26 protein-coding genes, 1 tRNA gene and 2 pseudogenes are annotated in these 26,246 nt (G+C 68.6%); 20 read left to right on the top strand and 9 right to left on the bottom strand.

What is annotated here, in order from left to right; all coding sequences use genetic code 11:
• The 4 genes from AC0IWM_RS21110 to AC0IWM_RS21125 all read left to right on the top strand — a co-directional run.
• On the top strand, positions 1-177 hold a 177-nt coding region (locus AC0IWM_RS21110; protein WP_471758339.1), incomplete at its 5' end, for a sugar nucleotide-binding protein.
• Positions 174-1,064, top strand: a complete 891-nt coding sequence (gene rfbA / locus AC0IWM_RS21115; RefSeq protein WP_471758235.1) for a glucose-1-phosphate thymidylyltransferase RfbA — start codon at positions 174-176, stop codon at positions 1,062-1,064. The genes AC0IWM_RS21110 and rfbA, both read left to right, overlap by 4 nt.
• Positions 1,065-1,131: 67 nt before the next feature.
• Positions 1,132-1,449 carry a hypothetical protein gene (locus AC0IWM_RS21120; protein ID WP_471758237.1) on the top strand — a complete coding sequence of 106 codons (318 nt, stop codon included), beginning with the start codon at positions 1,132-1,134 and terminating at the stop codon, positions 1,447-1,449.
• Positions 1,450-1,616: 167 nt separating this feature from the next.
• Positions 1,617-1,690, top strand: a tRNA-Gln gene (locus tag AC0IWM_RS21125).
• Positions 1,691-2,268: 578 nt separating this feature from the next.
• On the opposite strand, the gene AC0IWM_RS21130 is transcribed toward AC0IWM_RS21125, so the two are convergent.
• Positions 2,269-2,529: a hypothetical protein gene (locus AC0IWM_RS21130; RefSeq protein WP_471758239.1), complete on the bottom strand. Its 261-nt coding sequence runs from the start codon at positions 2,527-2,529 to the stop codon at positions 2,269-2,271.
• A gap of 509 nt (positions 2,530-3,038) precedes the next feature.
• Here AC0IWM_RS21130 and AC0IWM_RS21135 point away from each other — a divergent pair.
• A pseudogene (locus AC0IWM_RS21135) lies at positions 3,039-3,133 on the top strand (IS6 family transposase); the annotation flags it as partial.
• A 92-nt stretch (positions 3,134-3,225) separates the two neighbouring features.
• Positions 3,226-3,390, top strand: a complete 165-nt coding sequence (locus AC0IWM_RS21140) for a hypothetical protein (RefSeq protein WP_471758241.1) — start codon at positions 3,226-3,228, stop codon at positions 3,388-3,390.
• A 514-nt stretch (positions 3,391-3,904) separates the two neighbouring features.
• On the opposite strand, the gene AC0IWM_RS21145 is transcribed toward AC0IWM_RS21140, so the two are convergent.
• Entirely contained in the window at positions 3,905-4,603 is a 699-nt protein-coding gene (locus tag AC0IWM_RS21145; protein ID WP_471758243.1) for a glutathione S-transferase family protein, read from the bottom strand.
• A gap of 114 nt (positions 4,604-4,717) precedes the next feature.
• On the opposite strand from AC0IWM_RS21145, the gene AC0IWM_RS21150 reads away from it, so the two are divergent.
• The 7 genes and pseudogenes from AC0IWM_RS21150 (at position 4,718) to AC0IWM_RS21180 (ending at position 11,489) form a co-directional block, all read left to right on the top strand.
• Positions 4,718-5,293, top strand: a complete 576-nt coding sequence (locus AC0IWM_RS21150; RefSeq protein WP_471758245.1) for a TetR/AcrR family transcriptional regulator — start codon at positions 4,718-4,720, stop codon at positions 5,291-5,293.
• A 253-nt stretch (positions 5,294-5,546) separates the two neighbouring features.
• On the top strand, positions 5,547-6,380 hold the full coding sequence (locus AC0IWM_RS21155; protein WP_471758247.1) for an alpha/beta fold hydrolase: 834 nt from the start codon (positions 5,547-5,549) through the stop codon (positions 6,378-6,380).
• Positions 6,381-6,648: 268 nt separating this feature from the next.
• The gene (locus AC0IWM_RS21160) at positions 6,649-7,428 is read left to right on the top strand and encodes a DUF4394 domain-containing protein (protein WP_471758249.1); all 780 of its coding nucleotides are present in this window, start codon (positions 6,649-6,651) and stop codon (positions 7,426-7,428) included.
• Between the two features lie 60 nt (positions 7,429-7,488).
• A complete protein-coding gene (locus AC0IWM_RS21165; RefSeq protein ID WP_471758251.1) occupies positions 7,489-8,028 on the top strand; it encodes a sigma-70 family RNA polymerase sigma factor in 540 nt (179 codons plus the stop codon).
• Positions 8,025-8,807, top strand: a complete 783-nt coding sequence (locus AC0IWM_RS21170) for an anti-sigma factor (protein WP_471758253.1) — start codon at positions 8,025-8,027, stop codon at positions 8,805-8,807. Before AC0IWM_RS21165 ends, AC0IWM_RS21170 begins: the two co-directional genes overlap by 4 nt.
• A gap of 735 nt (positions 8,808-9,542) precedes the next feature.
• Positions 9,543-10,441, top strand: a pseudogene (locus AC0IWM_RS21175) (ABC transporter substrate-binding protein).
• A gap of 4 nt (positions 10,442-10,445) precedes the next feature.
• Positions 10,446-11,489: an LLM class flavin-dependent oxidoreductase gene (locus AC0IWM_RS21180; protein WP_471758255.1), complete on the top strand. Its 1,044-nt coding sequence runs from the start codon at positions 10,446-10,448 to the stop codon at positions 11,487-11,489.
• A 3-nt stretch (positions 11,490-11,492) separates the two neighbouring features.
• Here AC0IWM_RS21180 and AC0IWM_RS21185 read toward each other — a convergent pair whose 3' ends face one another.
• The 5 genes from AC0IWM_RS21185 to AC0IWM_RS21205 are packed head-to-tail and all read right to left on the bottom strand — an operon-like array spanning position 11,493 to position 15,241.
• Positions 11,493-11,936, bottom strand: a complete 444-nt coding sequence (locus tag AC0IWM_RS21185; protein ID WP_471758257.1) for a DUF6691 family protein — start codon at positions 11,934-11,936, stop codon at positions 11,493-11,495.
• Positions 11,933-12,340 (bottom strand): YeeE/YedE family protein, encoded by a 408-nt coding sequence (locus AC0IWM_RS21190; RefSeq protein WP_471758259.1) that lies wholly within the window; start codon positions 12,338-12,340, stop codon positions 11,933-11,935. The genes AC0IWM_RS21185 and AC0IWM_RS21190 overlap by 4 nt, the downstream gene beginning before the upstream one ends.
• A gap of 51 nt (positions 12,341-12,391) precedes the next feature.
• A complete protein-coding gene (locus AC0IWM_RS21195; RefSeq protein ID WP_471758261.1) occupies positions 12,392-13,294 on the bottom strand; it encodes an ABC transporter permease in 903 nt (300 codons plus the stop codon).
• A complete protein-coding gene (locus AC0IWM_RS21200) occupies positions 13,291-14,196 on the bottom strand; it encodes an ABC transporter ATP-binding protein (RefSeq protein WP_471758263.1) in 906 nt (301 codons plus the stop codon). The genes AC0IWM_RS21195 and AC0IWM_RS21200 overlap by 4 nt, the downstream gene beginning before the upstream one ends.
• Before the next feature lie 10 nt (positions 14,197-14,206).
• On the bottom strand, positions 14,207-15,241 hold the full coding sequence (locus tag AC0IWM_RS21205) for an ABC transporter substrate-binding protein (protein ID WP_471758265.1): 1,035 nt from the start codon (positions 15,239-15,241) through the stop codon (positions 14,207-14,209).
• A 620-nt stretch (positions 15,242-15,861) separates the two neighbouring features.
• Between AC0IWM_RS21205 and soxC the strand changes: the two genes are divergently transcribed.
• The 6 genes from soxC to AC0IWM_RS21235 all read left to right on the top strand — a co-directional run bounded on the left by soxC (position 15,862) and on the right by AC0IWM_RS21235 (position 22,882).
• Entirely contained in the window at positions 15,862-17,112 is a 1,251-nt protein-coding gene (soxC, locus tag AC0IWM_RS21210; RefSeq protein WP_471758267.1) for a sulfite dehydrogenase, read from the top strand.
• The gene (locus tag AC0IWM_RS21215; RefSeq protein ID WP_471758269.1) at positions 17,102-17,677 is read left to right on the top strand and encodes a c-type cytochrome; all 576 of its coding nucleotides are present in this window, start codon (positions 17,102-17,104) and stop codon (positions 17,675-17,677) included. Before soxC ends, AC0IWM_RS21215 begins: the two co-directional genes overlap by 11 nt.
• A 249-nt stretch (positions 17,678-17,926) precedes the next feature.
• Positions 17,927-18,118 carry a hypothetical protein gene (locus AC0IWM_RS21220; RefSeq protein ID WP_471758271.1) on the top strand — a complete coding sequence of 64 codons (192 nt, stop codon included), beginning with the start codon at positions 17,927-17,929 and terminating at the stop codon, positions 18,116-18,118.
• Positions 18,119-18,158: 40 nt separating this feature from the next.
• Positions 18,159-19,022, top strand: coding sequence for a serine O-acetyltransferase (gene cysE / locus AC0IWM_RS21225; protein ID WP_056470757.1), 864 nt, complete (start codon positions 18,159-18,161; stop codon positions 19,020-19,022).
• 460 nt (positions 19,023-19,482) lie between these two features.
• Positions 19,483-20,874: a family 2B encapsulin nanocompartment shell protein gene (locus AC0IWM_RS21230; RefSeq protein WP_471758273.1), complete on the top strand. Its 1,392-nt coding sequence runs from the start codon at positions 19,483-19,485 to the stop codon at positions 20,872-20,874.
• A complete protein-coding gene (locus tag AC0IWM_RS21235; protein WP_471758275.1) occupies positions 20,861-22,882 on the top strand; it encodes a family 2A encapsulin nanocompartment cargo protein cysteine desulfurase in 2,022 nt (673 codons plus the stop codon). Before AC0IWM_RS21230 ends, AC0IWM_RS21235 begins: the two co-directional genes overlap by 14 nt.
• Positions 22,883-23,301: 419 nt before the next feature.
• Here AC0IWM_RS21235 and AC0IWM_RS21240 read toward each other — a convergent pair whose 3' ends face one another.
• A complete protein-coding gene (locus AC0IWM_RS21240; protein ID WP_471758277.1) occupies positions 23,302-24,498 on the bottom strand; it encodes an MFS transporter in 1,197 nt (398 codons plus the stop codon).
• Positions 24,499-24,635: 137 nt separating this feature from the next.
• Between AC0IWM_RS21240 and AC0IWM_RS21245 the strand changes: the two genes are divergently transcribed.
• The gene (locus AC0IWM_RS21245) at positions 24,636-25,391 is read left to right on the top strand and encodes a helix-turn-helix domain-containing protein (protein WP_471758279.1); all 756 of its coding nucleotides are present in this window, start codon (positions 24,636-24,638) and stop codon (positions 25,389-25,391) included.
• Positions 25,392-25,501: 110 nt separating this feature from the next.
• On the opposite strand, the gene AC0IWM_RS21250 is transcribed toward AC0IWM_RS21245, so the two are convergent.
• Positions 25,502-25,900 (bottom strand): exopolysaccharide production protein YjbE, encoded by a 399-nt coding sequence (locus AC0IWM_RS21250; RefSeq protein WP_471758341.1) that lies wholly within the window; start codon positions 25,898-25,900, stop codon positions 25,502-25,504.
• Positions 25,901-26,246 lie beyond the last annotated feature (346 nt).

Consider the following 26,246-nt stretch of genomic DNA (forward strand, 5'->3'; position numbering starts at 1 on the left):
GCCATTCCCACCAGCGCCTTCCCGACCCCGGCCCGGCGGCCGGCCCATTCGGTGCTCTCGACGGCGAGCCTGACGGCTGCCTACGGCCTGAGGCCGCGGCCCTGGGCGGAGGCCCTCGACGACATCCTCGACCGGCTGGTCGGGCCTGAACGGACAACGACGGAGACACGGGCATGAAGGGGATCGTTCTGGCCGGCGGCACGGGCACGCGCCTGCACCCGGCCACGCTGTCGATCAACAAGCAGCTGCTGCCGGTCTACGACAAGCCGATGATCTACTATCCGGTCTCGGTGCTGATGCTGGCGGGCATCCGCGAGATCCTGATCATCTCCAGCCCCGAGCATCTCGACAACTACAAGCGCCTGTTCGGCACCGGCGAGCAGTTCGGGCTGTCCTTCAGCTACGCGGTCCAGCCCCGGCCGGAGGGCCTGGCCCAGGCCTTCCTGATCGGGCGCGACTTCGTGGGCGGCGACAGCGTCGCCCTGGTGCTGGGCGACAACCTGTTCTTCGGCTCAGGGATGCGCGAGCTCCTGGCCCAGGCCCGCGCCCGCGAGACCGGCGCCACGGTGTTCGCCTACCACGTCGACGATCCCTCGGCCTACGGCGTGGTCACCCTCGGCCCGGACGGGCGGCCCTTACGCCTCGTCGAGAAGCCGGTGACGCCCGAGAGCCCCTGGGCGGTGACGGGCCTGTACTTCTACGACAACCAGGTCCTCGACATCGCCGCGGGCGTGAGGCCCTCGGCCCGGGGCGAGCTCGAGATCACCAGCGTCAACGAGGCCTATCTGGAGCGGGGGCAGTTGCACGTGGAGCGCATGAGCCGCGGCTATGCCTGGCTCGACACGGGCACGCATGACAGCCTCTTGGAGGCGGCCGAGTTCGTGCGCACGCTCCAGCACCGCCAGGGCCTGCAGGTGGCCTGCCTGGAGGAGATCGCCTACCTGCAGGGCTTCATCGGCAAGGACCAGCTCATCGCCCGCGGCAACCTCTTCGCCAAGACCGCCTACGGTCAGAACCTCCTCAAACTCGCACAGGAAGACCAGAGCGAACGCCTGATGCGATGAGGCCCGCACGGGACCCAAGCGGGCAGGGGCCTCCCCGAAGCGAGGGCGGTCGCGTATAGGAGCGGAAATGGACAACATCATTCGCCCCACCTTCGGCGTCCCGCGCCGCACGGAACCGACCGATCCCCGCCGCGTCCAGGTCCTCACCCAGCGCGTCTACGGAGAGGCGAATGGCTGCCGCGTCTGCCTCGTGCACGACGAGGGCGCCCCGGAGGGCGACGTCTACAAGGTGGTGGTGGGCTTCCTGACGGACGACGAGGTGAGCACCGTGGCGATCCTCCCCGCCACGCCGGAAGGCGACACCGACTGCGAGATCGTCGCCCTGGCGATCCTGCGGACCCTCGGCATGATCGAGGCCCGCACCGAGCCGCCGGGCAGCGCCTGAAACACGCCCGTTCGCCTCGCGCGCGGGAGGTTGGGCGGGAGGTTCAGAAGCGGGCTTGCATCGGTCCGGAAAGCCATGCTATCGCCCCTGCACCGGAACGGACCGGGCCGCAACCGCCATCGGTTGCGATGAAAAACCGGATCCTGCCTCGTGCCACGCGAGGATGTTGGGGGATAGTTTAACGGTAGAACAGTGGACTCTGACTCCTCTAGTCCAGGTTCGAATCCTGGTCCCCCAGCCACTGCTTGAACGACGCCCTTCCCACTTCAGACTGAGACCAGCCAGGCCCGGTCGGCAAAAGCGGTTCTGGTTTCGAGCTTCGCGATGGCCAGCGCCAGGCCGCTGACGCCCGTTCCGCGTCGACCCGGATGGACGTTTCGTCGATGCGCACCGGCCCGCACTGCGGCTTGCGGAACTGGCGCCGCCGCTTTCCGATCACCGGCGCAGAGGCCAGGACCCATCGTGTCGGGGGGCCGTGATCGACCTCCAGGCCCCGCTCCGGGAACGGCTCCGCACCGTCGCGGTCGCGCGGTGGGTCGCGCAGGGGCCGTGAGGCAGCCTCGACGATCAGCACCATTCATAGGGACGGCCTTCGAAGGCGCCCTCGGCACGCGGCTCGCGCTCGGCGGCGAAGACGGCGTCCCGCTTTTTGCCTCCAGCGGAACATCATCCCCTAGTCTCCCACGCGCCGGAAGAAACCGGCAGTCTGCCCGGGTGTCGCCCCTGGACCCGGCCCCTGGATCCGGAACGCCTTCATCCGTCAGGATGCCGGACGGAACACGGAGAAGCCTTTCAGCAGCATCGACCTGTCTCCTCCGATCAGCAGCGGTTTCCGCCAGAGGTCTGGCCGTATTGCTGGGTGGGGAAGTTCTGCTGGTTGGCGTTGCCCTCGGCGGCCGAGCTCATCGGGCAGCCAAGATAGGCCGGGGGACGGCGGACATCGTGGACCGAGCCGGTGGTCTCGACATCGTAGGGCGCGAACGCCGTATAGCGGGAGGGGCTGTCATAGGCCATTGCGGACGAGATCGGAGCAACGCCAAGGACAAGGGCGGTGGCGAGGGCGGCGATACGGGTCTTCATGAAAGCTTACGAACTCCTTCACAGTACGAACCAGGTCTCTGATCCGTTTCTCTCTGCCTGAAACTCATATGGGGAGCGCTTTCCCGTCTCGACGTGTCGGAGGACACGTGCTGCGCGGGATTAAGGCCGAGCGCAGCGCATCCGATCTTTGTCTGTTCTGGTGCGGGCCGCGGAAGAGATCACCTAAAGCCTTGCGTCTGAACAAGGTATACCAGCGTCGGCGCCGGTGTTCGGGCCGATCGTGGTGCCTGTGGCAGCGCTGACCGGAGGCCAGGCGGTTCCTGTGGGCCGGAGCCCGCTTCCAGCGTGACATCGAACGGCGTGCCACCGGGGCGGATGCTCGGTGAGGGCGTGAGCGACGCCGAAGCCGGGCGGCCCTGGGCCGCCCACGATCGCCCCCTCGACCTCCAACGCCGATGCAGGCGGAACGCTTCCCGCGCGGGGACGAGGCGTCGGCGGGAACTCCTTCGCGAGCGTGAGCCGCCTCATGGACCCCACCGTACCGGCCGCTGCGCAAGGGCTTCGGCTTCATCGGTGCATGGACCGTCCGCGCGCAGAACCAACTGCCGAGGTCTGCTTCGGACGTTTACCAAAGCAATCAAAACGAGAAGACACTAATAAAAAAGTTCAGCATAGATCTCACGAGCCATCGCGGTTCGGTGGCGGAGGCATTTCCCCAGGCGGCGGCAGCTGAACATGACCTACATCCAGACGTTTTCCGAGCGTATCGCTACCGTATTGTCGTTCGCATCCAGCGCATTGCGAGCATCTATCTTTACCGATCGGCAAGCGCCCAAGCAGAGCTCGGGCTGGACGCGCATGGATGAGCGCATGGCGCAGGCGCGCGACAGTTTCGCTTAGAAGGTCGATCGCTCGGCCGCCGATACCCCGATGCGAGACGGAGCCTCGATCGTATCAGGGCCGTTCAGGTCCGCGCGGTCTTCTCTCGGAAGGCCGCCGCGCGCGTGAGGCGAGCCGGACGTGAGCCGCTCACGACGGCGCCGCGACGAACGATTCGCTGAGTTTCGGTGCGTGGCAGATCGAGAAATCGCTCCACAACGTCGGCCACGGGATTTCCAGGCGCCGAGTGCCGTGAGACCGGCCATCGTGCCGAGGCTTACGGCGGCCTGCGGCGATGTCCGAGAAAGGTGGGGGCGGATTCTGGCCCTGCGTCCTGAAGCGGACGTTCCGCATCCGACCCATGCCAACCGTGCGGACAGCCGTAGGCACTTCTCGAAAGCTGCCATTGGTCGGCAACTCCACAGCTTCTGATCGGGTTGAAATTGGAAGTCGTTATCTGGCGGACCGTCCAGGCATGGTGAGCTCCTCGGGCAGGATTGCGGTCGGACCCTGGCCGGGACCGACCGCTTGGCGCTCAGATGCGGTTGTCGATCTCCGGTACGCCGCTGCTCCTGTCGGCATAGGCGGCCAGGAAGGTCGGCCGGGTTTGCCAGCGCCGCCAGAAGGCATCGAGATGTTCGAAGCGCTCGTCGAGGGGGGTAGCGTTGACAGGAAACTTTGAGAACGCGATGGCCGTCGCCAGCGTGATGTCCGAGAACGTCGGCTGATTGCCACCCAGAAGCCACTCGCGTCCGTCGGAGAGATGCCGGTCGACCAGGCCAGCGTGCGCCAGGGCCACCTTGCGTGAATGCTCGCCCCAGGCCGGGTTGCTGGTCAGTTCAAGCTTCGGGCCCAAACCCTGGTGCAGGACGTGGAATGCGGTGACGATGGGATAGAGGATGTGGACCCAAACCCGGTTGTCCCACATTTGATCGAGACCGCGTTCGTGTGCCGTCTCGCCCATGATCTTGCGCCCCTCGAACGTGTCGTCGAGGTAGCGGGCGATGGCGGAGGTCTCGCTGAGGTAAGAGCCGTCAGCGAGCGCGAGGGTCGGTGTCTCGCCCCAGGCGTTCATCTTCAGGTGCTTCCAGCCCCGCTGCTCGCCGACCGGTGACATATCGTAGATCGTCTCGTCGAAGTGCCCGGCGATGCCCTTCTCGTGCATGAAGATCCGCAGGCGCTGCGGATTAGGGAAGGCCGAGGGAGAGGTGAAGAGCTTGAGCTTGTCGGACATCGTCGTCTCACTTTCCTAAGATCATCGCCTGTCTGTCAGATGACAGGCTGCAAACTAGGACCGACGTCTTGTACCGTCAAGCCCTGTCTGCCATATGACAGATGGAGGTTGAGAATGGCAGCGACGTCGAAGAGGGATGTGCGAGAGGCGATCCTCGTAGCCGCGAGGGAAGCAGCGATGGCCTATGGATACGCAGGCATCAATTTTCGAGACCTCGCGGAGGCCGTCGGCATCAAAGCCGCAAGCATCAACTACTACTTCGCCAACAAGGCCATCCTCGGTGAGGCGGTCGCACGCCGCTATTGGGAAGACATTGCCCGCGATCTTGAAGCTATTTCAACCGATGCGCAAAACCCGATGGAAGCGCTACGGAAATACCCTAGCATTTTTCGCCTCTCTCTGGAACGCAACAATCGCATGTGTCTCAGCAGCTTCATGGCGACAGAATATGATGAGTTGCCTGAGCAGGTTTTGAAGGAGGTCCAGGCTTTCGCCGACGTCAACACGTCCTGGCTACGCGAGCAGCTCGTTGCTGCAAGGCTAGTCAAGCCGCAGGACAGCGAATCGAGAGCCCGCGCCATCTATGCCGCTGTAGCTGGGGCTCAGATCATCGCCCGAAGCCGCTCGGACTTAAATCTGTTCGACTCGTTGATCAGGAGCTATCAAGAGGCGGGACTACTCCCGAACTGATCAAAAGTGCGCACGAAGACAAGGTCCGCTTCCGTGCATTGCCGGCCGTAAGCGGTCAGGCAGAAATCCATTCTACCCGGTCATAAAGCGGCCCGGCAGGATGCGACCCAACTCGGCCGTGCGGACAGTCGCCAGCGCATCCCGAAACCGGACACTCATCGCTCACCTGGGAACTTCGGCTCGCGGTGGAGGGCGCACTCCGCGTAGGACTAGGATCGATATGGTAGCTGCAATGGCTGTCGGAGATCGTAAAATGCACAGCAAGAAGCAGATCATCTCCGGCAGAGCCTCGTTGGCTACCGAGGTCGTCGGTTACGGCCGCCCCGTTGTCTTCCTGCACGCCCACGTCTGCGACCGCCGTATGTGGCAGGACCAGATGGATGCGGTTGGGGCCAGCAACATGGCGGTTGCCTATGATCGCCGAGGCTACCATGAGACACGCTCCGAACCTGAGGATTTTTCGGCCGTCGCAGACTTGATGGCGGTGATCGAAAGCGTGGCGGATGGCCGTCCCGCGGTCTTGGTTGGCTGCTCGTTCGGCGGGAAGATCGCTATTGACGCCACACTTCGGCATCCCTCACGCGTCGCTGGGCTAATCCTGTTCGCTCCCAACGTCGATGGCGCACCTGAGCCCGTCTACACAGCAGAGATACACAAGATATTGGCGGAGCAGAAGGCTGCCGAAGTCGCGGGCGATCTGGACCGAGTGAACGCAATCAAGGCGCGGCTCTGGTTGGATGGTCCACTAGCGCTGGAGGGACGTGTGGTAGGCTCGGCTCGGCGGCTGTTCCTTGACATGAACGACGCGGTCCTACGGTTGCCTCCGACAAAATCGAATCTCGATACCGAGCCAGTGTTCGACCGCCTAAATGAGATTGACGTTCCGACGCTCGTTGTTTGGGGTAACCTTGACTTCCCACATATTCAGGACCGTTGCCGGTTGCTGAACGAGGCACTTACGACCGGGCGAGCCCAAGAGTTGGTCGGTGCCGCCCATCTCCCGAGCCTCGATCAGCCAGTGGCTACCACCAATCTCGTATTATCCTTCCTAGAACGTCTGTCCGACGCCTATCCAAGTACGGACTGAAGGACCGCTGGAAATTCCGAACGCGTAGGACTGCGACGTCCGCTTTGCTGCCTCGGCCGCTCAGAAGCGGATTATCTCAAGGCCCCCCAACCCGATCGTAGAGCGGACGGACGGGTCCCGACCCAACCCGGCCGTAGCGGACGACCTGAGTGGCCTTCGCAAGCGGACGGTGGGACGGCGCGAGAAAATATCCGAGAGCGGCTGCATCCGATCCTCCCGCTCGAGGCTAGCGCTCTCGATGCCGCCTCTGCGGCAGATGGAGAACGCCATGCGACCGAGCCTCATCGCCGTAACCCTGCTGGCCAGCACCGGCCTAGGAACCGCTGCGCGTGCCGACACCGTCGCGGCACTCGTCGGCGACGCCACCCTGGCGCATGTCGACACGACCGCGAAGAAGGTCACAAAGACGGTGACGATCACCGGGATCAACGGGAGCGTCCTCGGCATCGACGTCCGGCCAGCCGACGGCATGCTCTACGCGGTCATCTCGGACGGCAGCATCGTCACCATCGATCCCATGTCGGGCAAAGCCACGGCAAAATCGAAGCTCGACACGACGCTGGCCGCCGGCACCGCGGCGACCGTCGACTTCAATCCCGTCGCCGATCGCCTGCGCATCATCGGTTCGGACGGCACCAACCTGCGTGCCAACGTCGATGACGGTAAGGTCACCAAGGACGGGCAGCTCAAGTTCGCCGAGACCGACACCATGAAGGGCAAGACACCGAAGGTGATGGCCGGCGCCTACACCAACGCCTTCAAAGGCACCAAGGAGACGGCCTTGTTCGACATCGAGGCCTCCGGCGCGCTGTTGAAGCAGGCTCCGCCGAATGACGGCATCCTGAATACCGTCGGCATGCTCGGCATGTCGGGCGAGGCCGTAGCCTTCGACATCCTCTCCGACGGACAGGGCGGCAACCAGGCCTGGGCCATGGCCGGCGACACGCTCTACAAGGTGGATCTCGCCACCGGGAAGGGCGAGATGTCCGCCAAGATCACGGGTGTGTCCGGCAAGGTCCGCGACATCGCCATCCTGCCCAAGACGTAGTTTCGCTCCGCAGATGCGGGACCGGCCACGTGGCCGGTCCCGCCCAGTGCCGGGATGATCATGGAGCCGTTCGATCATGCCTCCGCGCTGGAGGGCTGCGCTCGCGGGGACCCAGCGTCGCTGCGTCGCCTCTATGACCGGGAAGCCGGGTTTCTGCTTGCCGTCGCGCTCAGGATCGTGCGGCGGCGTGACGTCGCCGTCGACGTCCTGCATGATGCCTTTCTCGATATCTGGGAGCGCGCCGGGACCTTCGACAACCGACGCGGTGCTGGGCGCGCCTGGATCACCAGCATCGTGCGACATCGCGCGCTGAAGCACATCCGGGCCGCCGGCCGTGAGACGGACCTCGATGCCGCCATGGCCGCGGAGATCGTCGACGACGGGCTCGATCCGTTCGCTGCGCTGGCGGCATCGCAGGACGGCGCTCGCCTGCACGGCTGCCTTGCGCGACTGGACGCGGACAGGCGCCGGGTGATCCTACTCGCCTACGTCGATGGACTGTCGCAGTCCGAGATTGCCGCGCGGCTGGGTACTCCGCTCGGAACCGTAAAGGCATGGGTCCGCCGCAGCCTCATCGCCCTGAAGGATTGCCTGTCATGATCCCGAGCGATCCGGAAGACCGCGACGTCCTGGCGGGCGAATACGTCCTGGGCCTGCTCGACCTGGCAGCCACGAAGGAGGTCGAGCGGGCCCTGGGTTCGGATGCGGATCTGGCCCGCCGCGTCGCCTTCTGGGAAGAGCGGCTGCTCCCGGCCTCCGCCGTTCTCGGGAAGGCTGAGGTCGACCCAGCACAATGGGCGCGGATCGCCCAGGACCTCGATACGCGCCGGCAGGTACTGAGCAGCATGACGACCAAGCCAGCCCCCCGGGCGCGAGGTGCCAGGGTACGAGGTGCCAGGGGGCGCGCGGCATGGGAAAACCCTGCCCTGTGGCGGGCCACCACGGGCCTCGCCACGGCTGCCGCAATCCTTCTCGCGATCCTGCCGAGCCGCGTGTCGGCCCCTGCCGAGAGCCCGACGCGGTACTTCGCAATCCTTCAGAGCCGGGACGCGACCGGTCAGGAGAGCGGCCCCGGATGGCTCATCCAGGTCGCCCAGAACGGCACCGTGCGGTCCCTGCCGCTGGCCGACGTGCAGCCGGGAAATGGGCGGGCGCTGCAGCTCTGGACCCTGTGGGACCAGGCCCGCGGTCCGGTCTCGCTCGGCGTGCTGCCCCCTGGCGGAGCGATCCAGCTGCCGCCGGAACGGCTCGAAGCCATTGGCGATGGCCAGCTTTTCGAAATCACGCTGGAGCCCGAGGCGGGCTCGCCCATCGGTCGTCCGACGGGCCGGATCCTATTCATCGGCCGCGCAAAGGGGGCCGCGACGCAGGCTTTGTGACGACATGGATGTAGGTAATCGAAGGGGATCGTCCGAATTCGATGCAATTCTCGGCCGTCTGCTCCTTTCAATTCGTGATCACAGGAGAACCATCGCAGATTTACCCATCCCGATCGTCGGTCTCTGGCTCACAAAGCGACCCGCGAGCGGACGTTCCCCGCGTCCGCAAAGGGTCGGGACCTGACCGTCCGCTCTACGAACGGATCGGGGTGACCGGCGCGGGATTCCGGACCGGGCCAAGGGCGAGGCGCCTGCAGGGTGGCGTCCCTGGGGAGGCGGAAGGCCCAGATCCGGGACGGTGACGGGCGCGGGCGGAGGTTCGTCCGCCGGTGCTCGATCCGCGTGCCGGAGGCGCGATTCCGGCCTTCACGGTGAGGCCGGGCTGCGGGCCGACGGACTTCGCGGCGGCATCCTGGATCTCCGTCCGCCTTCGAAAACATTCCTCCCCGAAAGCGCGCAAATTCGGAAAACCCTTTCCTTGCCAAATCTTGGCGGGCGTCCGTAAATCGTCGGCACGGGATCGGGATCGCACCGCAACGGTGTCGGCGATCCACGAGCGGGCCCGCGGCGACCTTCGGCGGCGCGGCGCGGGACTTTTTCCCCGCGAGACCTTCCTCGACGAGACTGGCCTTCCGGAGACGATCGATGACCGACGATACGCCGCGCGGGGCAACCCCGTCGCGCCGGACGATCCTGCGCGCCGGCCTCGGGGCCGCCGCGCTGGCGCCCCTCGGGATGCCGGCGGTCCGGGCGGCCGAGCGGACCGTGCGCCTGAGCTACCAGCGCTCCTCGACCCTGCTCACCATCCTGAAGGCGAAGGGCACCCTGGACGCGCGCCTGAAGCCCCTGGGCTTCGCGCCCTCCTGGCACCTCTTCACCAGCGTGATCGAGCCGATGAATGCCGGGGCCGTCGATCTCCACGCGGACGTCGCGGACGCGGTGCCGATCTTCACCCAGGCGGCCAACGCGCCGCTGACCTTCTATGCCCGCGAGGTCGGCTCCCCCGCGGCCGAGGCCATCATCGTTCCCGAGGACTCGCCGATCCGCTCCATCGCCGACCTGAAGGGGCGCACCGTCGGCGTCTCGCGCGGGTCGGGCTGCCACTTCATCCTGGCGGCCGCCCTCAGACGCGCGGGCCTCGCCTTCGGCGACATCAAGCCGGCCTATCTCCAGGCGCCGGAGGGCCTCGCGGCCTTCGGCCAGGGCAGCCTCGACGCCTGGGTGATCTGGGACCCGTTCCTCGCCATCGCCCAGGCCAAGCGGCCGGTGCGGGTGCTGGCCGACGCCACCGGCCTGTCGAGCTACCACCGCTACTACCTCGCCAACGACCGGTTCGTGGCCGAGAACCCGCGGGTGCTCGAGGTGGTCTACAGGCGCTCCGGGAGGCGGGCCGCTGGGCCAAGGCCGAGCCCGATGCGGCGGTGGCGCTCCTCGCGCCGATCTGGGGTGACCTCTCCCCGGAGGTGGTCGCCACCGTGAACCGGCGCCGGACCTACGACGTCACGCCGGTGGTGCGGGCCGAGCTCGGCGAGCAGCAGGCCATCGCCGACACCTTCCGCGAGGCCAGGCTGATTCCCCGCGACCTCGACGCGACCGCGGTGAATACCTGGCAGCCGCCGGCGGAGCGGGGCTGAGCGCATGACCCATCCGCTCCGCTTCGGGATCTGGGCCGCCGTCCACGGCGCCCGCGCCGCGCACCACGATCCGGACGAGCCGGACGACGCCAGCTGGGACCGCAACCGCGCCCTCGTGCTGGAAGCCGAGGCCCTCGGCTTCGACGCCGTGCTGGTCGCCCAGCACACCGCCAATCCCTACGACGACCGGCGCGACCAGCTCGAGGCCTGGACGGCCTCGGCCGCGCTGGCCGCCCTGACCCGGCGGATCGAGATCATCGCGGCGATCAAGCCCGGGCTCTACCATCCCGTGGTGCTGGCCAAGATGGCCCTGCAGATCGAGCACATCGCCCGGGGGCGCTTCGCCCTCAACCTCGTCAATGCCTGGAACCGGGCCGAGTTCGAGCGGGCCGGCCTGCCCTTCCCGGCCCATGACGCGCGCTACGCCTACGGCGCCGAGTGGATCGGCCTCGTGGACCGGCTGATGCGGGGCGAGCGCGTCACCCATGCGGGGCCGCACTTCCAGGTCGCGGATTACCAGCTGCGCCCGGCCGGCAGCTTCCGGCCGCGCCCGGCGATCTATCTCGGCGGCGAATCCGAGCCGGCCCGCGCCCTCGCGGCGGAGTGGGCCGACGTCTGGTTCATCAACGGCCAGCCCCTCGCGGAGGTCGCGGCGCTGATCGCCGACGTCGCCCGCCGGCCCGCCGCCAACGGGCCCCTGCGCTACGGACTCTCGGCCTTCGTCATCGCCCGCGAGACCGATGCGGCGGCGCAGAGCGAGCACGCGCGCCTGCTGGCCCTGGCCGACCGCGACGCGGCGCTGCGGGCCGACACCCGGGCGCGCACGGACACGGCGAGCGTGATGTTCGCCAAGACCGATGCGGCGGCCTCGCGGCATGTCGGGACCAACGGCGGGACCGCCGCCGGCCTCGTCGGCAGCTACGACACCGTCGCGGCCCGCATCCGCGCCTTCCACGCCGCCGGCATCGAGCTGTTCATGCTGCAATTCCAGCCGTTCGAGGCCGAGATGCGGCGCTTCGCCGAGCAGGTCCTGTCCCGGGTGCGCTGAAGCTCAGGCGCGGGCGACGAACCGCTGGTGGACGGCCATGCCCACCAGCATGGCGGCGACGAAGGCCGCCATCGGTAGCGCCCCCGTCGACAGGGCCGCGACGGCGGGCCCGGGGCAGAGGCCCGACAGGCCCCAGCCGATGCCGAACAGGGCCGCGCCCCCGATCAGCGGTCCGTCGATCCGGCGGTTCGCCGGAAGGTCGAAGGCTCTCGCGAAGGCCGGGCGCGGCAGGCGGCGGACCAGGGCGTAGCCGAGGCCGGCGACGCTCACCGCGCCCCCGAGGACGAAGGCGAGGGTCGGGTCCCAGGCCGCCCGCCCGTCGAAGGCGCCGGTCACGTCGAGGAAGCCCTGGACCCGGGCCGGGTCGAGCATGCCCGAGAGCGACAGGCCGAGCCCGAAGATCAGCCCGGCGGCGAGGGCCGCGAGCAGGCGGAGCGCCGCGCTCATGCCAGCCTCCGCAGCAGCGCCACGGTGAGCATGCCGGCTCCCAGGAAGGTCAGGACCGCGGCCAGCGAGCGCGGCGAGAGCCGGGCGAGGCCGGCGACGCCGTGGCCGCTGGTGCAGCCCGAGCCGAGGCGGGTGCCGAACCCGACCAGGAGGCCGGCGACCACGAGCACCGGCAGGGAGGCGACGAAGCGCATCGCCGGCCAGGCCCCGGTGGCGAGGGCGGGCGGCCCGACGATGAGCCCGGCGACGAAGGCGGCATCAACCCACCAGCGGAGACCGCGATCCCGGCCGAGACCGGCCACGAGGCCGCTGATTCCGGCGATGCGCCCGTTGAGGAGCATCAGGAGCGCGACCGACAGGCCGATCAGCGCGCCGCCCGCGAACCCGGATGCATAGGTGTTCATGGGAATCGACCCTGCTCCGCCACCGTATGTCGCCCCTTAGCGCGTCACGCCTTACCGAGCCATGCCCCAGCGCCGCACGGTGAGCCGCTCGAAGGCCGCGAACACCAGATTCTCGACCACGAGGCCGATGACGATGACGAGGACGAGGCCGGCGAAGACCCGGTCGGTGTAGAGCTCGTTGCGGTTCTGGAAGATGTACCAGCCGAGGCCGCCCCGTCCCGAGGACGCGCCGAATACCAGCTCGGCCGCGATCAGGGTGCGCCAGGCGAAGGCCCAGCCGATCTTGAGGCCCGACAGGATCGCCGGCAGAGCGGCCGGAATCAAGATCTGCAGGACGTAGGACGGCCCGCGCAGGCCGTAGTTGCGCCCCGCCATCCGCAGGGTCTCGGGCACGCCCTGGAAGCCCGCATAGGTGTTGAGCGCCATCGGCCACAGAACCGAATGGATCAGCACGAAGATCAGGCTGCCGGAGCCCAGGCCGAACCACAGCAGGGCCAGGGGCAGCAGGGCGATGGCCGGCAGCGGGTTGAACATCGCCGTCAGGGTCGAGAGCAGGTCGCGGCCGAACTGTGTCGAGACCGCGAGGGTCGTCAGCCCGAAGGCGAGCACGATGCCGGCGACGTAGCCCTGCACCAGCACGGTGAGCGAAATCCGCACCCGGTCCAGCAGTTCGCCGTTGGCGAGGCCATCCGCGAGTGCGGTCATTGTGGCAAGGAATCCGGGCAGCAGCAGATCGTTGTCCTGCCAGCGTGCCAACCCCTCCCAGAGCAGAGCCAGGGCGGCGATGATCAGGCCCTTGCGCAGCCCGTCCTGCTGCCACAGCCGCGCGCCGAGCGGCAGCGTGCGCTCCACCGGAGCCTCCACGAAGGGCGCGAGCACCCGGTCGTATTCCGGGCGGATCGGCGGCACCGGATCGCCGGACACGAGGTCGGGGCGTGTCGCGAAGACAGTCATCGGACCGCCTCCGCCGGGGCGTCGGTGTCGAACAGGCGCGCGTGCAGGCGCTGCACCGCCGCCTGGAAGGCCTCGCTGCCGATGCTGGCGAGATCGAAGGCGTGGCTGTTGAACTCGGCCCGGACCCGGCCGGGATGGGGCGAAAGCAGGGCCACCCGGTTGCCGACCACGAGGGCCTCCTCGATGGAATGCGTGACGAACAGCAGGGTGAAGCGAGCCTCGTCCCAGAGGGCGAGCAGTTCCTCCTGCATCCTGCGCCGGGTCAGGGCGTCGAGGGCCGCGAAGGGCTCGTCCATCATCAGCACCCGGGGCTGCATCGCCAGGGCGCGGGCGATGGCGACCCGCTGCTTCATGCCGCCCGAGAGCTGATGCGGGTAGCTGTCGGCGAAGGGGGTGAGCCCGACCTTGTCGATGTAGTGACGCGCACGCTCCTGCGCCTCGCGCCGGCCCAGCGCCTTGGCGGCCCGCAGCGGGAAGGCGACGTTCTGCGCCACCGTCTTCCAGGGCGGCAGCTGGTCGAATTCCTGGAACACCACGATACGGTCGGGCCCGGACGCCCGCACCGGCGCGCCCGCCAGGGTGATCGAGCCCTCCACCGGGGTGATGAAGCCGGCCGCCGCCTTGAGCAGGGTGGACTTGCCGCAGCCCGACGGCCCGAGCAGGACGAAGCGGTCGGCCGCATGAATGTCGAGGTCGATCCGGTGCGTGGCGCGAACGACCCGCTGGGGGGTGCGGTATTCCAGGGTGACGCCCCGGATCTGCAGCAGGGGCGACGGGTCCCGTGCGGGCGCGGGCTCCGGTGCCGGTCGGGCAGGGGCCGCCGCGCGCCGGACGCCGCCGCGCGGAGGCGACTTCGCCAGTTCGAGGACCGACAGGTCGGACAGGGTGGTGGCGGAGATCATGGGTGGCCGCTCAGCTGCCGGTGATGATGCGCGGATCGGCGAAGAAGTAGTCGCCGATCGCCTGGGGCGCGGTCTTGATCGCCCCGACCCGATGCATGAACTGGCCGAGGCCCAGGGTGTTCTCCGGCGTCACCTTGAAGGTCACGGCCGGGTTGGTGATGATCGTCTTCAGCAGCGCCGGGTCGAGCTTGCTGTTGGTCGTCCGGATGTAGATCTCGGCCGCCTTTTCCGGGTTCTCGGTGATGAACTTCGCCGCTTCGTCGAGCGCGTCCAGGAAGGCCTTGTAGGTCTTCGGGCTGGATTTGTAGAACGCCTCCGTCCCGTAGAGCACCGTCGAGGAGGCCGGGCCGCCCTGGACGTCGTAGGAGTTCAGGACGATGCGGGCCTTCGGGTTCTCGGCCAGCTCCTGCTCCTGGAAGGGCGGGTTGCCGAAATGCCCGGAGATCTCTGTGCCGCCCTTGATGATCGCGACCGCCGCCTCCGGATGCGGGACCGCGACGCTGATCCGGTCGAGCTTGGCGAATTCCTTGTCGCCCCAGAGCTTGGCCGAGGCCCATTGCAGGATGCGCGACTGCACCGAGACGCCCACCGCCGGGACCGCGATCCGGTCCTTCTCGCCGAAGTCGGCGATGCTCTTCACCTCGGGATTGTTGGTGACGAGGTAGTAGGGAAAGTTGCCGAGGGAGGCGACGCCCTTGACGTTCTGCCGGCCCCGGGTGCGGTCCCAGAGGGTGAAGAGCGGCCCGACGCCAGCCCCCGCGACCTCGATGTTGCCCGACAGCAGCGCGTCGTTGACCGCGGACCCGCCCGAGAGCTGCACGTAGTCGACCTTGATGTCGAGGCCGGCCGCCTTACCGTGCTTCTCGATGAGCTTCTGGTCCTCGACCACGTTGAGAAGCAGGTAGACGACGCCGAACTGCTTGGCGATCCGCAACTGGCCCTCGGCCGCCGCTGCGACGCCGGAGAGCGCCGTGCACAGCGCCAGCCCGCCGAGCAGGGCACTCGCCAGCCGTCGCGAGAGGATGGTGTATTGCCTGATTGTCATCTTGCCCGCCGCGACCTTTTTGGAGACGATGTCTTGCCCGGAGCAGCCATCCTGCTCGAAGCAGAAGCCCTACTCGGAGAAGCCATCTCGTCTGAAGAGAATTATGCAATCCAAATCAATACTGCGCTCCGGATCGACGCCGAAGATATTATCCCGCGTCCGGTGCACGTCAATAAAAGCGAAGTCTTTATTGCGGAATTGCCGGAGAGCGTTCATGCTCCAGGCCTCGGGTTCCGGAGGGTATTTCTCCCAGAGAGCCATTTAGCGCCGGACGCTCTGCTCCGACGCGGGAAAGTGCCGCTTTCTCTTGCTGATCAATCCTGTGGGTCAGTCTTGCCGGCCGCACGCCCAGCCTGAGGGAACGCTGCCCCGACGCTCCGCCATCGGCCGAGCCGACATGCGATCGGGCGTCCCGACCGAGGATAGTCTCCGCCCTGGCCCATCTGGAGGCCGTTTCCCTCGTCCTGGACTGAAAAAGGAAAGACGGTTCCGTTGATCGTCTCCTCTGAATACGTTTGGATATGGGTCTTCGAGGCGCCGTCGATCCTGTCCGCTCGCGCTCGGTCGCGTGCGGCCTCCGCGCCTCGGACCTCCCTCCACCCTCGTCCGGATTCCATCCCATGCCCCCTGACGCCCTGCGCCGGCCCGCGCATCGACGCGGTTTCCTTCGCCTCGCCGGCGCCACTGCCGGTGGGATCGGGATCGCTGCGGCGGCCCGCGCGGCGGGCGCCGCCGAGCCCCTGGAGGTTCCCCCGTGGAGCCGCACTCCCGGGGCGCCGGTGGCCTCGCCGGCCTATGGTCAGCCGTCTCCCTTCGAACGGCTGGGACGCCGGCCGCGGACGCCGCCGCCCTTTCCGGGAGCGGCCTCGACCGGTACGCCGCTGCAGCACCTGCACGGCATCATCACCCCGAATGGCCTCCACTTCGAGCGCCACCATGCCGGCGTACCGGCGATCGACCCGGAGCGGCACCGGCTGGCGATCCACGGCCTGGTGGAACGCCCCCTCGTCCTGACCATGGACGACTTGCTGCGGATGCCCGCCGTGTCGCGCGTCCACTTCCTCGAATGCTCGGGCAACACGCCCTGGCTCGGCGCCAAGCCATCCTGGACTCTGCAGGAGAGCCACGGCCTGCTCTCCTGCTCCGAGTGGACCGGGGTCGAGCTTACCACGCTCCTCGACGAGGTCGGCGTGAGGCCGGGCGCCGCCTGGATCCTCGCCGAGGGCGCCGACGCCTCCGGAATGACCCGCAGCCTTCCCCTCGACCTCGCCCGCGACGGCGCGATCCTGGCCTATGCCCAGAACGGCGAGCGTCTGCGGCCGGAGCAGGGCTATCCTCTGCGGCTGTTCGTGCCCGGCGTGGAGGGCAACCTCAGCGTCAAGTGGCTGCGCCGCCTCAAGATCGGGGACCAGCCGTTCCAGACCCGCGAAGAGACCGCGAAGTACACCGACCTGATGCCGGACGGCACGGCGCGACAGTTCACCTTCGTGATGGAGGCCAAATCCGTCATCACCGCACCCTCGGGGGGCGAGCGCCTGGGCGAACCGGGCTTCCGCGAGATCCGGGGCCTCGCCTGGACCGGGCGGGGCCGGATCGCTCGGGTCGAGGTCTCCACGGACGGGGGCGCCCGCTGGCAGGCGGCGACCCTCGAGGGCCCGATCCTGCCGCGCTGCCTCACCCGGTTCCGCCTGCCCTGGCGCTGGGAGGGCGGTCCGGCCCAGCTCCTCAGCCGCGCCACCGACGAGACCGGCTACGTCCAGCCCGACCGCGCCGCCCTGGTCTCGGTGCGGGGCACACAGTCCTTCTACCACAACAACGCGACGTTCGGCTGGCGGGTCGCCGCCGATGGAGGCGTCAGCCATGCGGGTTAGCCTCCTCGGATCCCTCGCCTGCCTCGTCCTGACCGGTGCGGCCATGGCCGATCCCGGCGGACCCGCCGCGGGCCTGCACGGCCCGTCGGCCCACCTCGGGATCGGCCGCGCGGCCACGCCGGAGGTCCTGGCCGCCTGGGACATCGACGTCCGCGCCGACGGTCGGGGCCTGCCCCCGGGCCACGGCAGCGTCCGCGACGGCGCCGTCCTGTTCGGGGCGCGCTGCGCGGCCTGCCACGGGGCGAAGGGCGAGGGCGGCAGCGCCGACGCCCTCGTCGGCGGCCAAGGCTCGCTTGCCACTCCGAAACCGGTCCGGACGGTGGGCAGCTACTGGCCCTACGCCACCACCCTGTTCGACTACGTTCGCCGCGCCATGCCCTTCGACGCGCCGCAATCTCTCAGCGCGGACGAGACCTATGCCCTGAGCGCCTACGTCCTCCACCTCAACGGCCTCCTGCCCGAGGACGCCGTGCTGGACGCCGGCACGCTCCCGAAAGTGGCGATGCCGAACCGGTACGGCTTCACCGGAGAAGCACGCCCCGATATCCCGGTGGCGGCCCGCTGAGCCGGCCGGAATCGGCCGCGCAGGACAAGCCTGCTCCCGGGACCCGTCCGAGAGGAAGGCTGTGCCCGTAAGCGGCCGATCTTTGGAAACCGCTGTCATTGACCCGGAACGGCCCGGATCGGCACACTTCCCTCAGGTTCGACGCTCCCGTCCGCGCCTTGCGACGGCCCGCCCGCGGGCCCCGGACCGCGCCCACCGACGCCCCCAGTCACCCCCCTTCGAGCGACGACGTATAGACCGGAGATAGCGATGGTTCTCGGAGATCAGGTTGTGTTCGCCCGGCTCGACGTGGCCGATGCGCTCGGGATCTGGCGCCACGCCACCGGGCGCATCGTCGACATCCTGCCGGCCCGGGACGGGGCGCAGGTCGTGGACGTCCAGTTCGAGGGGCACGGCCTCCTCGTGGGCTACATCGCCGCCCTCTTCCAGCGCGTCGGTTGAGACCGATGCCGCCGCGCGCCGCCCGGACGTCCCGATCCGCATGACCGCCGGCAGCCAGGCCTCGCGCGTTCCCAGCAACCTCCTCCGTCCGCCCCTGCGCAGCGTGAGCCAGACTACGGCCGGCTCCGACGTCTGGCGGGCGATGCGCGCCGAGGCGGAGGCGGCCCTCATCGAGGAGCCGCTCTATGCCGGCATCATCCAGGCGACGGTGCTCGACCAGCCGAGCCTGATCCACGCTTTTGCCTACCGCCTCGCCCATCGCCTGGGCGACGGCGACCTGGCGCGGCTCTCCACCCGCGACCTCTGCCTCTCGGCCTTCGAGGCCGACCCGCATGCGGGCGAGCACGCGGTGCGCGACCTCGTGGCCATCCGCGAGCGCGACCCGACCTGCCGACGCTACCTCGACCCCTTCCTGTTCTACAAAGGGCTGGCGGCTCTCGAGGGCTACCGGGTGGCGCACTGGCTCTGGCACCAGGGCCGCGCCACCCTGGCGCTCCACATCCAGAGCCGGATCTCCGAGGTGTTCGGGGCCGACATCCACCCGGCGGCGCGGATCGGCTCGGGCGTCTTCATCGACCACGCCACCGGCGTCGTCATCGGCGAGACCACGGTGATCGCCGACGACGTCTCGATCCTGCAATCGGTGACGCTCGGGGGCAACGGCAAGGAGAGCGGCGACCGCCACCCGAAGATCGAGCGCGGCGTGCTGCTGAGTGTGGGCGCCAAGGTGCTCGGCAACATCCGGGTCGGCGAGGGCGCGAAGGTGGCGGCTGCGGCGGTCGTCCTGCACGACGTGCCCGCCCACACCACCGTGGCGGGCGTGCCGGCCCGCGTCGTATCGCGAATCAGTGCCGCCGAGGACCCGGCCCAGACCATGGATCAGTTCTTCGGCGACGGGATCTGACGGCTTCGAGGGCAGCACCAGCGGCCCGCAGGGCGGCCGCGAACCCGTCTTCCGATTTCCGACCGGTCCCTGTGACCGGCCGCGCGGGTCTCCCCGCTTGGGCGGGCCGGGTCCTACGCCAGATCGCTCCAATCATTCCCCCGAAACCCTATTCTTGAGAGATAATCTTCTTTGTTTTATCAAAATCAAAAACATGTACTTTTTAATACATCGTCACGAAGAAATCTTTAGAACAAATCATTCAAAAAACGGAATATTATTCCATTGACGACGCGTCGACACCACGGTTAGAACCGCGCCACTTCCGGTGATGTACAAATATTTATCCTGGAAGGAACAATACTTTTCCGCGGCCGCCGCAGTGTTGTTCTCGAACGCATAGTCGCTCGACTATGCTTGCGCCGATCCGTGGCCGGATGCGCACGGCATCACCCGACAATTCAGACGGAGACGACCAACCATGAGCGGACAGGGGCAGAGCGTGGGCGCATCCGCAGCACGCAATCTATCGACGGCGACCGTCACGTCGGTCCAGAACCTCGCCAACACCCCGCGCTGGCTCCTGCGGCTCCTGCCCTTCGTCAACGTGGATGGCGGCGTCTACCGTGTGAACCGGCGCGCCGTCGTGCTGGCCAAGCCCGGACGCATCGAGTTCGCCGCCGCCGACAAGGCGCGCGCGATCAGCCCGGCCTCCCTGCGCGCCGTGCCGCCGTTCAGCCGGCTGGGCGATGCCGAGCTCGCGGCCCTCGCCGACCGATTCACCGAGAGCAAGCACAAGGCCGGCGAGACGATCTCGGAAGGCGGCGTGGGCGACCGCAGCCTGACCATCGTCGCCGACGGCACCGTCGAGCTGTCCCTGTCCGGCCCCTACAAGAACCGCCTGCGCTCGGGTCTCGCCACCCGCGGCGACTTCTTCGGCGACGACACCCTCACGGGGGCCGGCCAGCCCGCCCCCGCCGTCACGGCGCTCTCGGCCGTCACGCTGCTCACCCTCGACCGGGCCGCCCTCGACGACGAGGCCGTCAAGAACCGCATCGCGCAGTATGTCGAGGAGCGCGACCGCCTGACGGGGCATACCAACAGCCACGGCGAGCAGGGCATCGAGCTGCTCGCCGTGCAGACCGGTGCGCCTCGCCTGCCGACCACCTTCGTAGATTACGAGATCGATCCGCGCGAGTACCACCTCTCCACGATCCAGACGATCCTCAACACCCACACCCGCGTCACCGACCTCTACTCCAACGAGATCGACCAGTTGCGCGAGCAGATCCGCCTCACGGTCGATGCCGTGAAGGAGCGGGAGGAGTGGGAGCTCCTCAACAATTCCGAGTTCGGCCTTCTGAACGAGGTCGGCGGTCGCCAGCGCATCCCGACCCGCGGCGGTCCGCCCACCCCGGACGACCTCGACGAGTTGCTGACACTGGTCTGGAAGAAGCCCGCCTTCTTCGTCGCGCACCCCCGCGCCATCGCGGCCTTCGGCCGGGAAGCCACCCGGCGCGGCGTGCCCCCAGTGGTGATCCACCTGTTCGGCGCGCCCTTCCTAACCTGGCGCGGCGTGCCGCTGGTGCCGAGCGACAAGCTGCCGATCGACACCGATCCGGTCACCGGCGCCCAGACCACCTCGATCCTGCTGCTGCGCGTCGGCGAGGGCGAGCAGGGCGTGGTCGGCCTGCAGAAATCCGGCGTCACCGGCGAGATCGAGCCCGGCCTGTCGGTGCGCTACATGGGCACCAACGACCATTCCATCGCCTCGCACCTGGTGACCCGCTATTTCTCCGCCGCCGTGCTGGTGGAGGACGCGATCGCCCGCCTCGATAACGTGCTCCTGGGCAACTACCATGACTACGCCTGAGGCCGGTCTCTTGGAATCGTCCGCCTCCGGCCTCCCCACGGGCGCGGCCAGCGACACGACGCATGCCGACTTGGTCGGGCGCCTCGCCCGCGAGATCTACGGCCAGGGCCAGGCGGCGTCCGCGCTGCCGGTCGTGCCGCAGGTTCCCCAGGGTCTGGAGAACCCTCCCCATGCCCCCGGGCAGTCCGCCGCCATCTGTACGCCCTCGGCCCTCGGGGCGCGCAGCTTCGGTGGCCCGGGCGTCGGGCTGCCCGGCTTGACCGGGCCGTCGGCCGCCAACCCGTTCGGCGCAACGCCCGCGCCGGTGGGTGCCGGCTTCCTCGACACGGCGACGATCCCCTCGGTCCATCCCCTCGCCGACCCATTCCCGGCGCGGCGGGGCCTGCCGGAGTTCTTCGTGCCCACCATCCAGGAGGTGGCCGCCTTCCTGCCCGGCGGCCCGGACCCGCACCGGACGATCGCTCAGGACCATCCGCACGCAAACGCCTTCGCGCACGCGATCGCGCCGAGCCTCGTACCGGCCGATCCCTCGACGCGCGGCGGGGACGTCGCCCAGGAAAACTTCCAGCGCGAAAAATCCCAGCGCACGGTGCGGCTCTCGGACGAACCCGTGCACGCGGCCCAGCGGGGCGACGAGGCGGCGTCCGCATCGGGCGACTATTACTTCCTGACGGACTCCGTCCAGACGGCCTCGCGGCGCCCCTCGAAGCCGCACGCTTCCCCGCGCGCCGAGCCCTCGCGGCACGGCGGGCCGGCCCCGCGCGTGACCTCCCATGGGTCGAGCCCGGTCGCGGCGCCCTTCGATGTCGAACGCGTCCGCAAGGACTTCCCGGCCCTGCACCAGAGCGTGAACGGCCACCCGCTTGTCTGGCTCGACAACGCGGCCACCACCCACAAGCCGCGGAGTGTCATCGACGCCACGTCGGAGTTCTACGGCCGTCACAACTCGAACATCCACCGGGCCGCCCACACCCTGGCGGCCCGCGCGACGGACCTGTTCGAGGGTGGCCGCGAGCGGGTGCGGCGCTTCCTCAACGCACCGTCGAAGGACGACATCGTCTTCCTGCGCGGCACCACCGAGGCGATCAACCTCGTGGCCAATTCCTACGGCCGCGCCCATGTGGGACCGGGCGACGAGATCATCGTCAGCCAGATCGAGCACCACGCCAACATCGTGCCCTGGCAGCTCCTGACCCAGGCCACCGGCGCGACCCTACGGGTGATCCCGGTCGACGACCGCGGCGAGATCATCTTCGAGCAGTTCGCCGGCCTGCTCTCGGGCCGCACCAAGATCGTCTCGGTGACCCACGTCGCCAACGCGCTCGGCACCATCAACCCGGTGGCGGAGATCATCGCGCTGTCCCATGCCTACGGCGTGCCGGTGCTGGTGGATGCGGCCCAGTCCTCGCCGCACATTCCCCTCGACGTGCAGGCGCTCGATGCCGACTTCCTCGTCTTCTCCGGTCACAAGGTGTTCGGGCCGACGGGCATCGGCGCCCTCTACGGCAAGGCCCCTCTGCTCGAGGCGATGCCGCCCTGGCAGGGCGGCGGCCACATGATCGAGGACGTCACCTTCGCCCGGACCGTCTACAAGGGCGCGCCGGAGAAGTTCGAAGCCGGCACCCCCGACATCGCCGGCGCCGTGGGCCTCGGCGCCGCCCTCGACTACCTGGAGGGCGTCGGGCTTCCCGGCATCGCCGCCTACGAGCACGATCTCCTCGACTATGCCCAAGCCGGACTTGCCGATGTGAAGGGCATTCGCCTCATCGGCACAGCACGGCGGAAGGCGAGCGTGATGTCCTTCGTCATCGATGGCCATGCCAACGAGGACGTGGCCCGCCACCTCGACGCAAGCGGCATCGCGGTCCGCTCGGGCCATCACTGTGCCCTTCCCGCCCTGCGCCGCTTCGGCGTCGACCAGTCGGTGCGGGCCTCCCTGGCCTTCTACAACACGCGTGCCGATGTCGATGCGTTCCTGAAAGGCCTGCACAGCCTACCGCGACGATAAGTCAGAAGGATCTCGCCTCGGCCTTTGTCCTGCGAGGTTCGACGTCTAAGGTCCGCAAGCGGGCCGCGCCTCCGACAGCCGTATGATTGGGTTGGGTCGAGGCCGTGTCGAAAGGTCGGGGATTGGGCTCGTGCGGTCGGGTGATGTCCCGGTCTCGCGAGGCTCGGCTGTTCACTGCGTCGAATGGCTTCTTCCGGCCGGGCGACGGACCAGGTGCGTCGATGATGCTTCCCAGACGGTTTCTCGGCCTCTCCGGCGAGCGGCCCGAGCCCTCGTTCCGATGGGACTCCCCCAAAACGCCCATGCTGGCTTCGGCTCCGTCGTGCAGAGGTGCCGGAACCGTTCGTCGGTCCCGGAGAGGTGGGGGGCGAAGCGACGCCCCGTCCGATTGCGTCCCGAGACCAACGCTGCCTGACCGCCTAAGCCGCAGGGGCGACCGCGTGAGATCCGGCCTGCCGGGCGAGCACGTAGAAGCCCAGGGCTGCGGCGAAGATCACCGCGCCGAAGGCGGCGGCGATTCCCAGGACCAGGCTGAAGCCGCCGCGGTCGTGCAGAAGGGCGATCATCGGCACCACGAACCCGCTCACGGTGAATCCGAGGAAGTAGCGCACGCTGTAGGCCCTCGCTCGGTAGAGCGGGGGCACGTAGCGGGCCACCATCGCGTCGTTGATGACGACCTGCCCGTAGAGGGCCGCCATCGTGAGCACGAGGCCGGCCAGGAGCGGCAGGCCCGTGCTCGACGCCGCGATGCCGAGGCCCAGCGGCTGCAGGAGGGACAGGCCGAGGAACAGCGCCGGCAGGCTGTAGCGGTCGATCAGGCGTCCCATCAGCAGCTGCGTCAGGGCTCCGAAGACGAAGACCAGGGTGGCCACGGAGCCGATCAGGACGAGGGGCAGGCCGTCGCCGACGCGCTCGTCGACCACCTTGGGCAGGGCGATCGTGGTGATGTTGAAGGTCATTCCGCCCGCCACGATCGCGAAGGCGAAGACCACGAGGAGTGGGATCGGGCGGGCGACCGGGATGACGGGCTTCGCCCCGGCCTTGCCCTGCGATCCGGCACCATCCCCGGGCACGAGGGCCAGGAACGCCACCCCGCAGGCGAGGCAGAACAGGCCGGGCACGATGAAGGCTGCCTGCCAGCCGAAGGCTGTGGCGAGGAGCGCCGTCACTCCGGAGGCGGTGGCGGCGCCGAGATTGCCCCAGACGCCGTTCACGCCGAGATCGCGTCCGAGGCGGCGCGCGTGGCTCACCAGCATGGTCGAGCCGACCGGGTGGTAGATCGCGGAGGCGAGCCCGAGCGCGCAGAGCCACCCCATGAACGCCGCCGGGCTGGCCGCGCTCGCCACCCCGAGGCAGGACAGGCCGTAGCCGAGGAAGAAGACCGCCAGCATGTTGCGGCGCCCGAACCGGTCTGCGAGCCAGCCCATCGGCAGGGCGCAGAGGCCGAAGGCCACGAAAGCGCCGGTCGCGAGCTTGATCAGTTCGCCGTAGCCGAGGCCGGTCTGGGCCGCGATCGCGATCACGGCGGTGGGGTAGACCAGCAGGACGAAATGATCGAGGGCATGCGCCACGTTGACGAAGCGCAGGGTGCGGCGGGACAGGGTCTCGGCATCCATCGGTCGGGCATCTCCTCTGGCAGGGACCCATGCGAAGCCCCACTCCGGCCGCCCTCGGCGGGGGCTTGCCTCCTATCTACCTGACCCGTTGAATAGCGTCGGGCCGAAGATGTACGCAATCGGGTCAGGGAGAGGCCATGCGTTCGATCCGAGCGGAGGACTACCAGGATGTCCCGCGCGCCGTCGCGGTGATGCCCAAGACCTTCGCGGCCGGCAGCAGCACGGACCGGCATCGGCATCCGCGGGCGCAACTGCTCTACGCCACCGCCGGCCTGATGATGGCCACCGCCGAGGACGGGACCTGGGTCGTGCCGGAGGGGCATGCCCTGTGGCTCCCACCGGGCCTGCCGCACGCGGTCGTTATGCATGGGGACGTGGCGATGTGCTCGGCCTACCTCGCGGTCGAGGCGATCTCCGGCTTTCCCCGCCGGGCCCGGGTGATCGAGGTCTCGGCACTGCTGTCGGCCGCCCTGGTCGCCCTGACGAACGAGCCTGTGCTCTACGACGAGTCCGGGCGGGGCGGGCACCTGGCGGCTCTGGTCCTCGATGAGATCGGCCGCGCCGCCGAGACGCGCCTGGCCCTGCCCCTGCCGCGCGATCCCCGGATCCGCCGGGTCTGCCTCGGCCTGATCGGCGACCCTGCCCGGGCGCTCGACCTCGACGCCTGGGCCGAGGAGGCGGGCCTGAGCCGTCGGACCCTGACACGGGGATTTCGCCGGGAGACGGGCCTGACCTTCGGACAATGGCGGGCGCGGGCCCGCGTGGTGCGCGCCCTGGCCCTGGCCGCCGACGGCCGGCCCCCGCGCCAAGTCGCGGCCTCGGTCGGCTACCGCAGCCTTCAAGCCCTGCGGGACAGGACGGATGCCTTGGTCGGCAGCGCGCGCGACGCCTGAAGCGACGCTTGTCGTTGACAGGAAGGTCCGGGCGGCGGCCGGGCCCAAGAAAAAACCCGCCCGGTCGGCGACCGGGCGGGCATCGGGATCGATCCGTGACGATCAGGCGATCAGCAATCGTCGCCCTTCTTGCCGAGCTCTTGGTTCGCGCCCGAGTTGTTCATGGCGCCCACGGTCCCGGGCGAGGCCGGCTGCTGGCCGCCGGCGAGGTTCTTGCTGGACGTGCCGACGCCGCCGCCCTGGTCGTTCTTGGCGTCCGAGCCGGGCTTGTCGCCGACCATCTGGTTGGCACCGACATTGTTCATGGCGCCGACGGTTCCGGGAGAGGCAGGCTGCTGGCCGCCGGCGAGATTCTTGCTACCCTGATCGGCGGCCGAGCTCTTATCGTTCGCAGCCTGCTGCCCGGGGCTGTTGCCCTTCGTCGAACCCGTATTGCAGGGGGCGGCGAGCGCGGTCCCGGCGGTGAGCGCGAAGATGGCAGCGGCGCCGGCAATCGTCGAGAATTTCACTTGGCGTTCCTCCGAAGATGGTATCGCGAAGTATAATTCCGCACCGGGAGTTCGGTTCCCGGCTGCGACGGATCGTTCGGCAACCGGATTTGCCAAGATATCCTCCGCTGATCATCCGGGATTTCCTGTCGCCGGCTACGGTGTACGACGAAGCTCTATCGCCCATCGATCCGGCGAGCTCAGGACGCCGACCAGATCCTGAATCGGTCAACCCGTCTCGATCGACCCCGATTCCGGACGTCATGATCCCAGGGTCCGGTGGGGCCGATGTTTCCGCCTGGTCCGACCGCACAGCAGGCTGACCGGCGATAGGCCGGTCGGCCGGGGCTTACCCCGGCCGAGACGC

It is taken from the genome of Methylobacterium sp. AC433 (assembly GCF_979253015.1).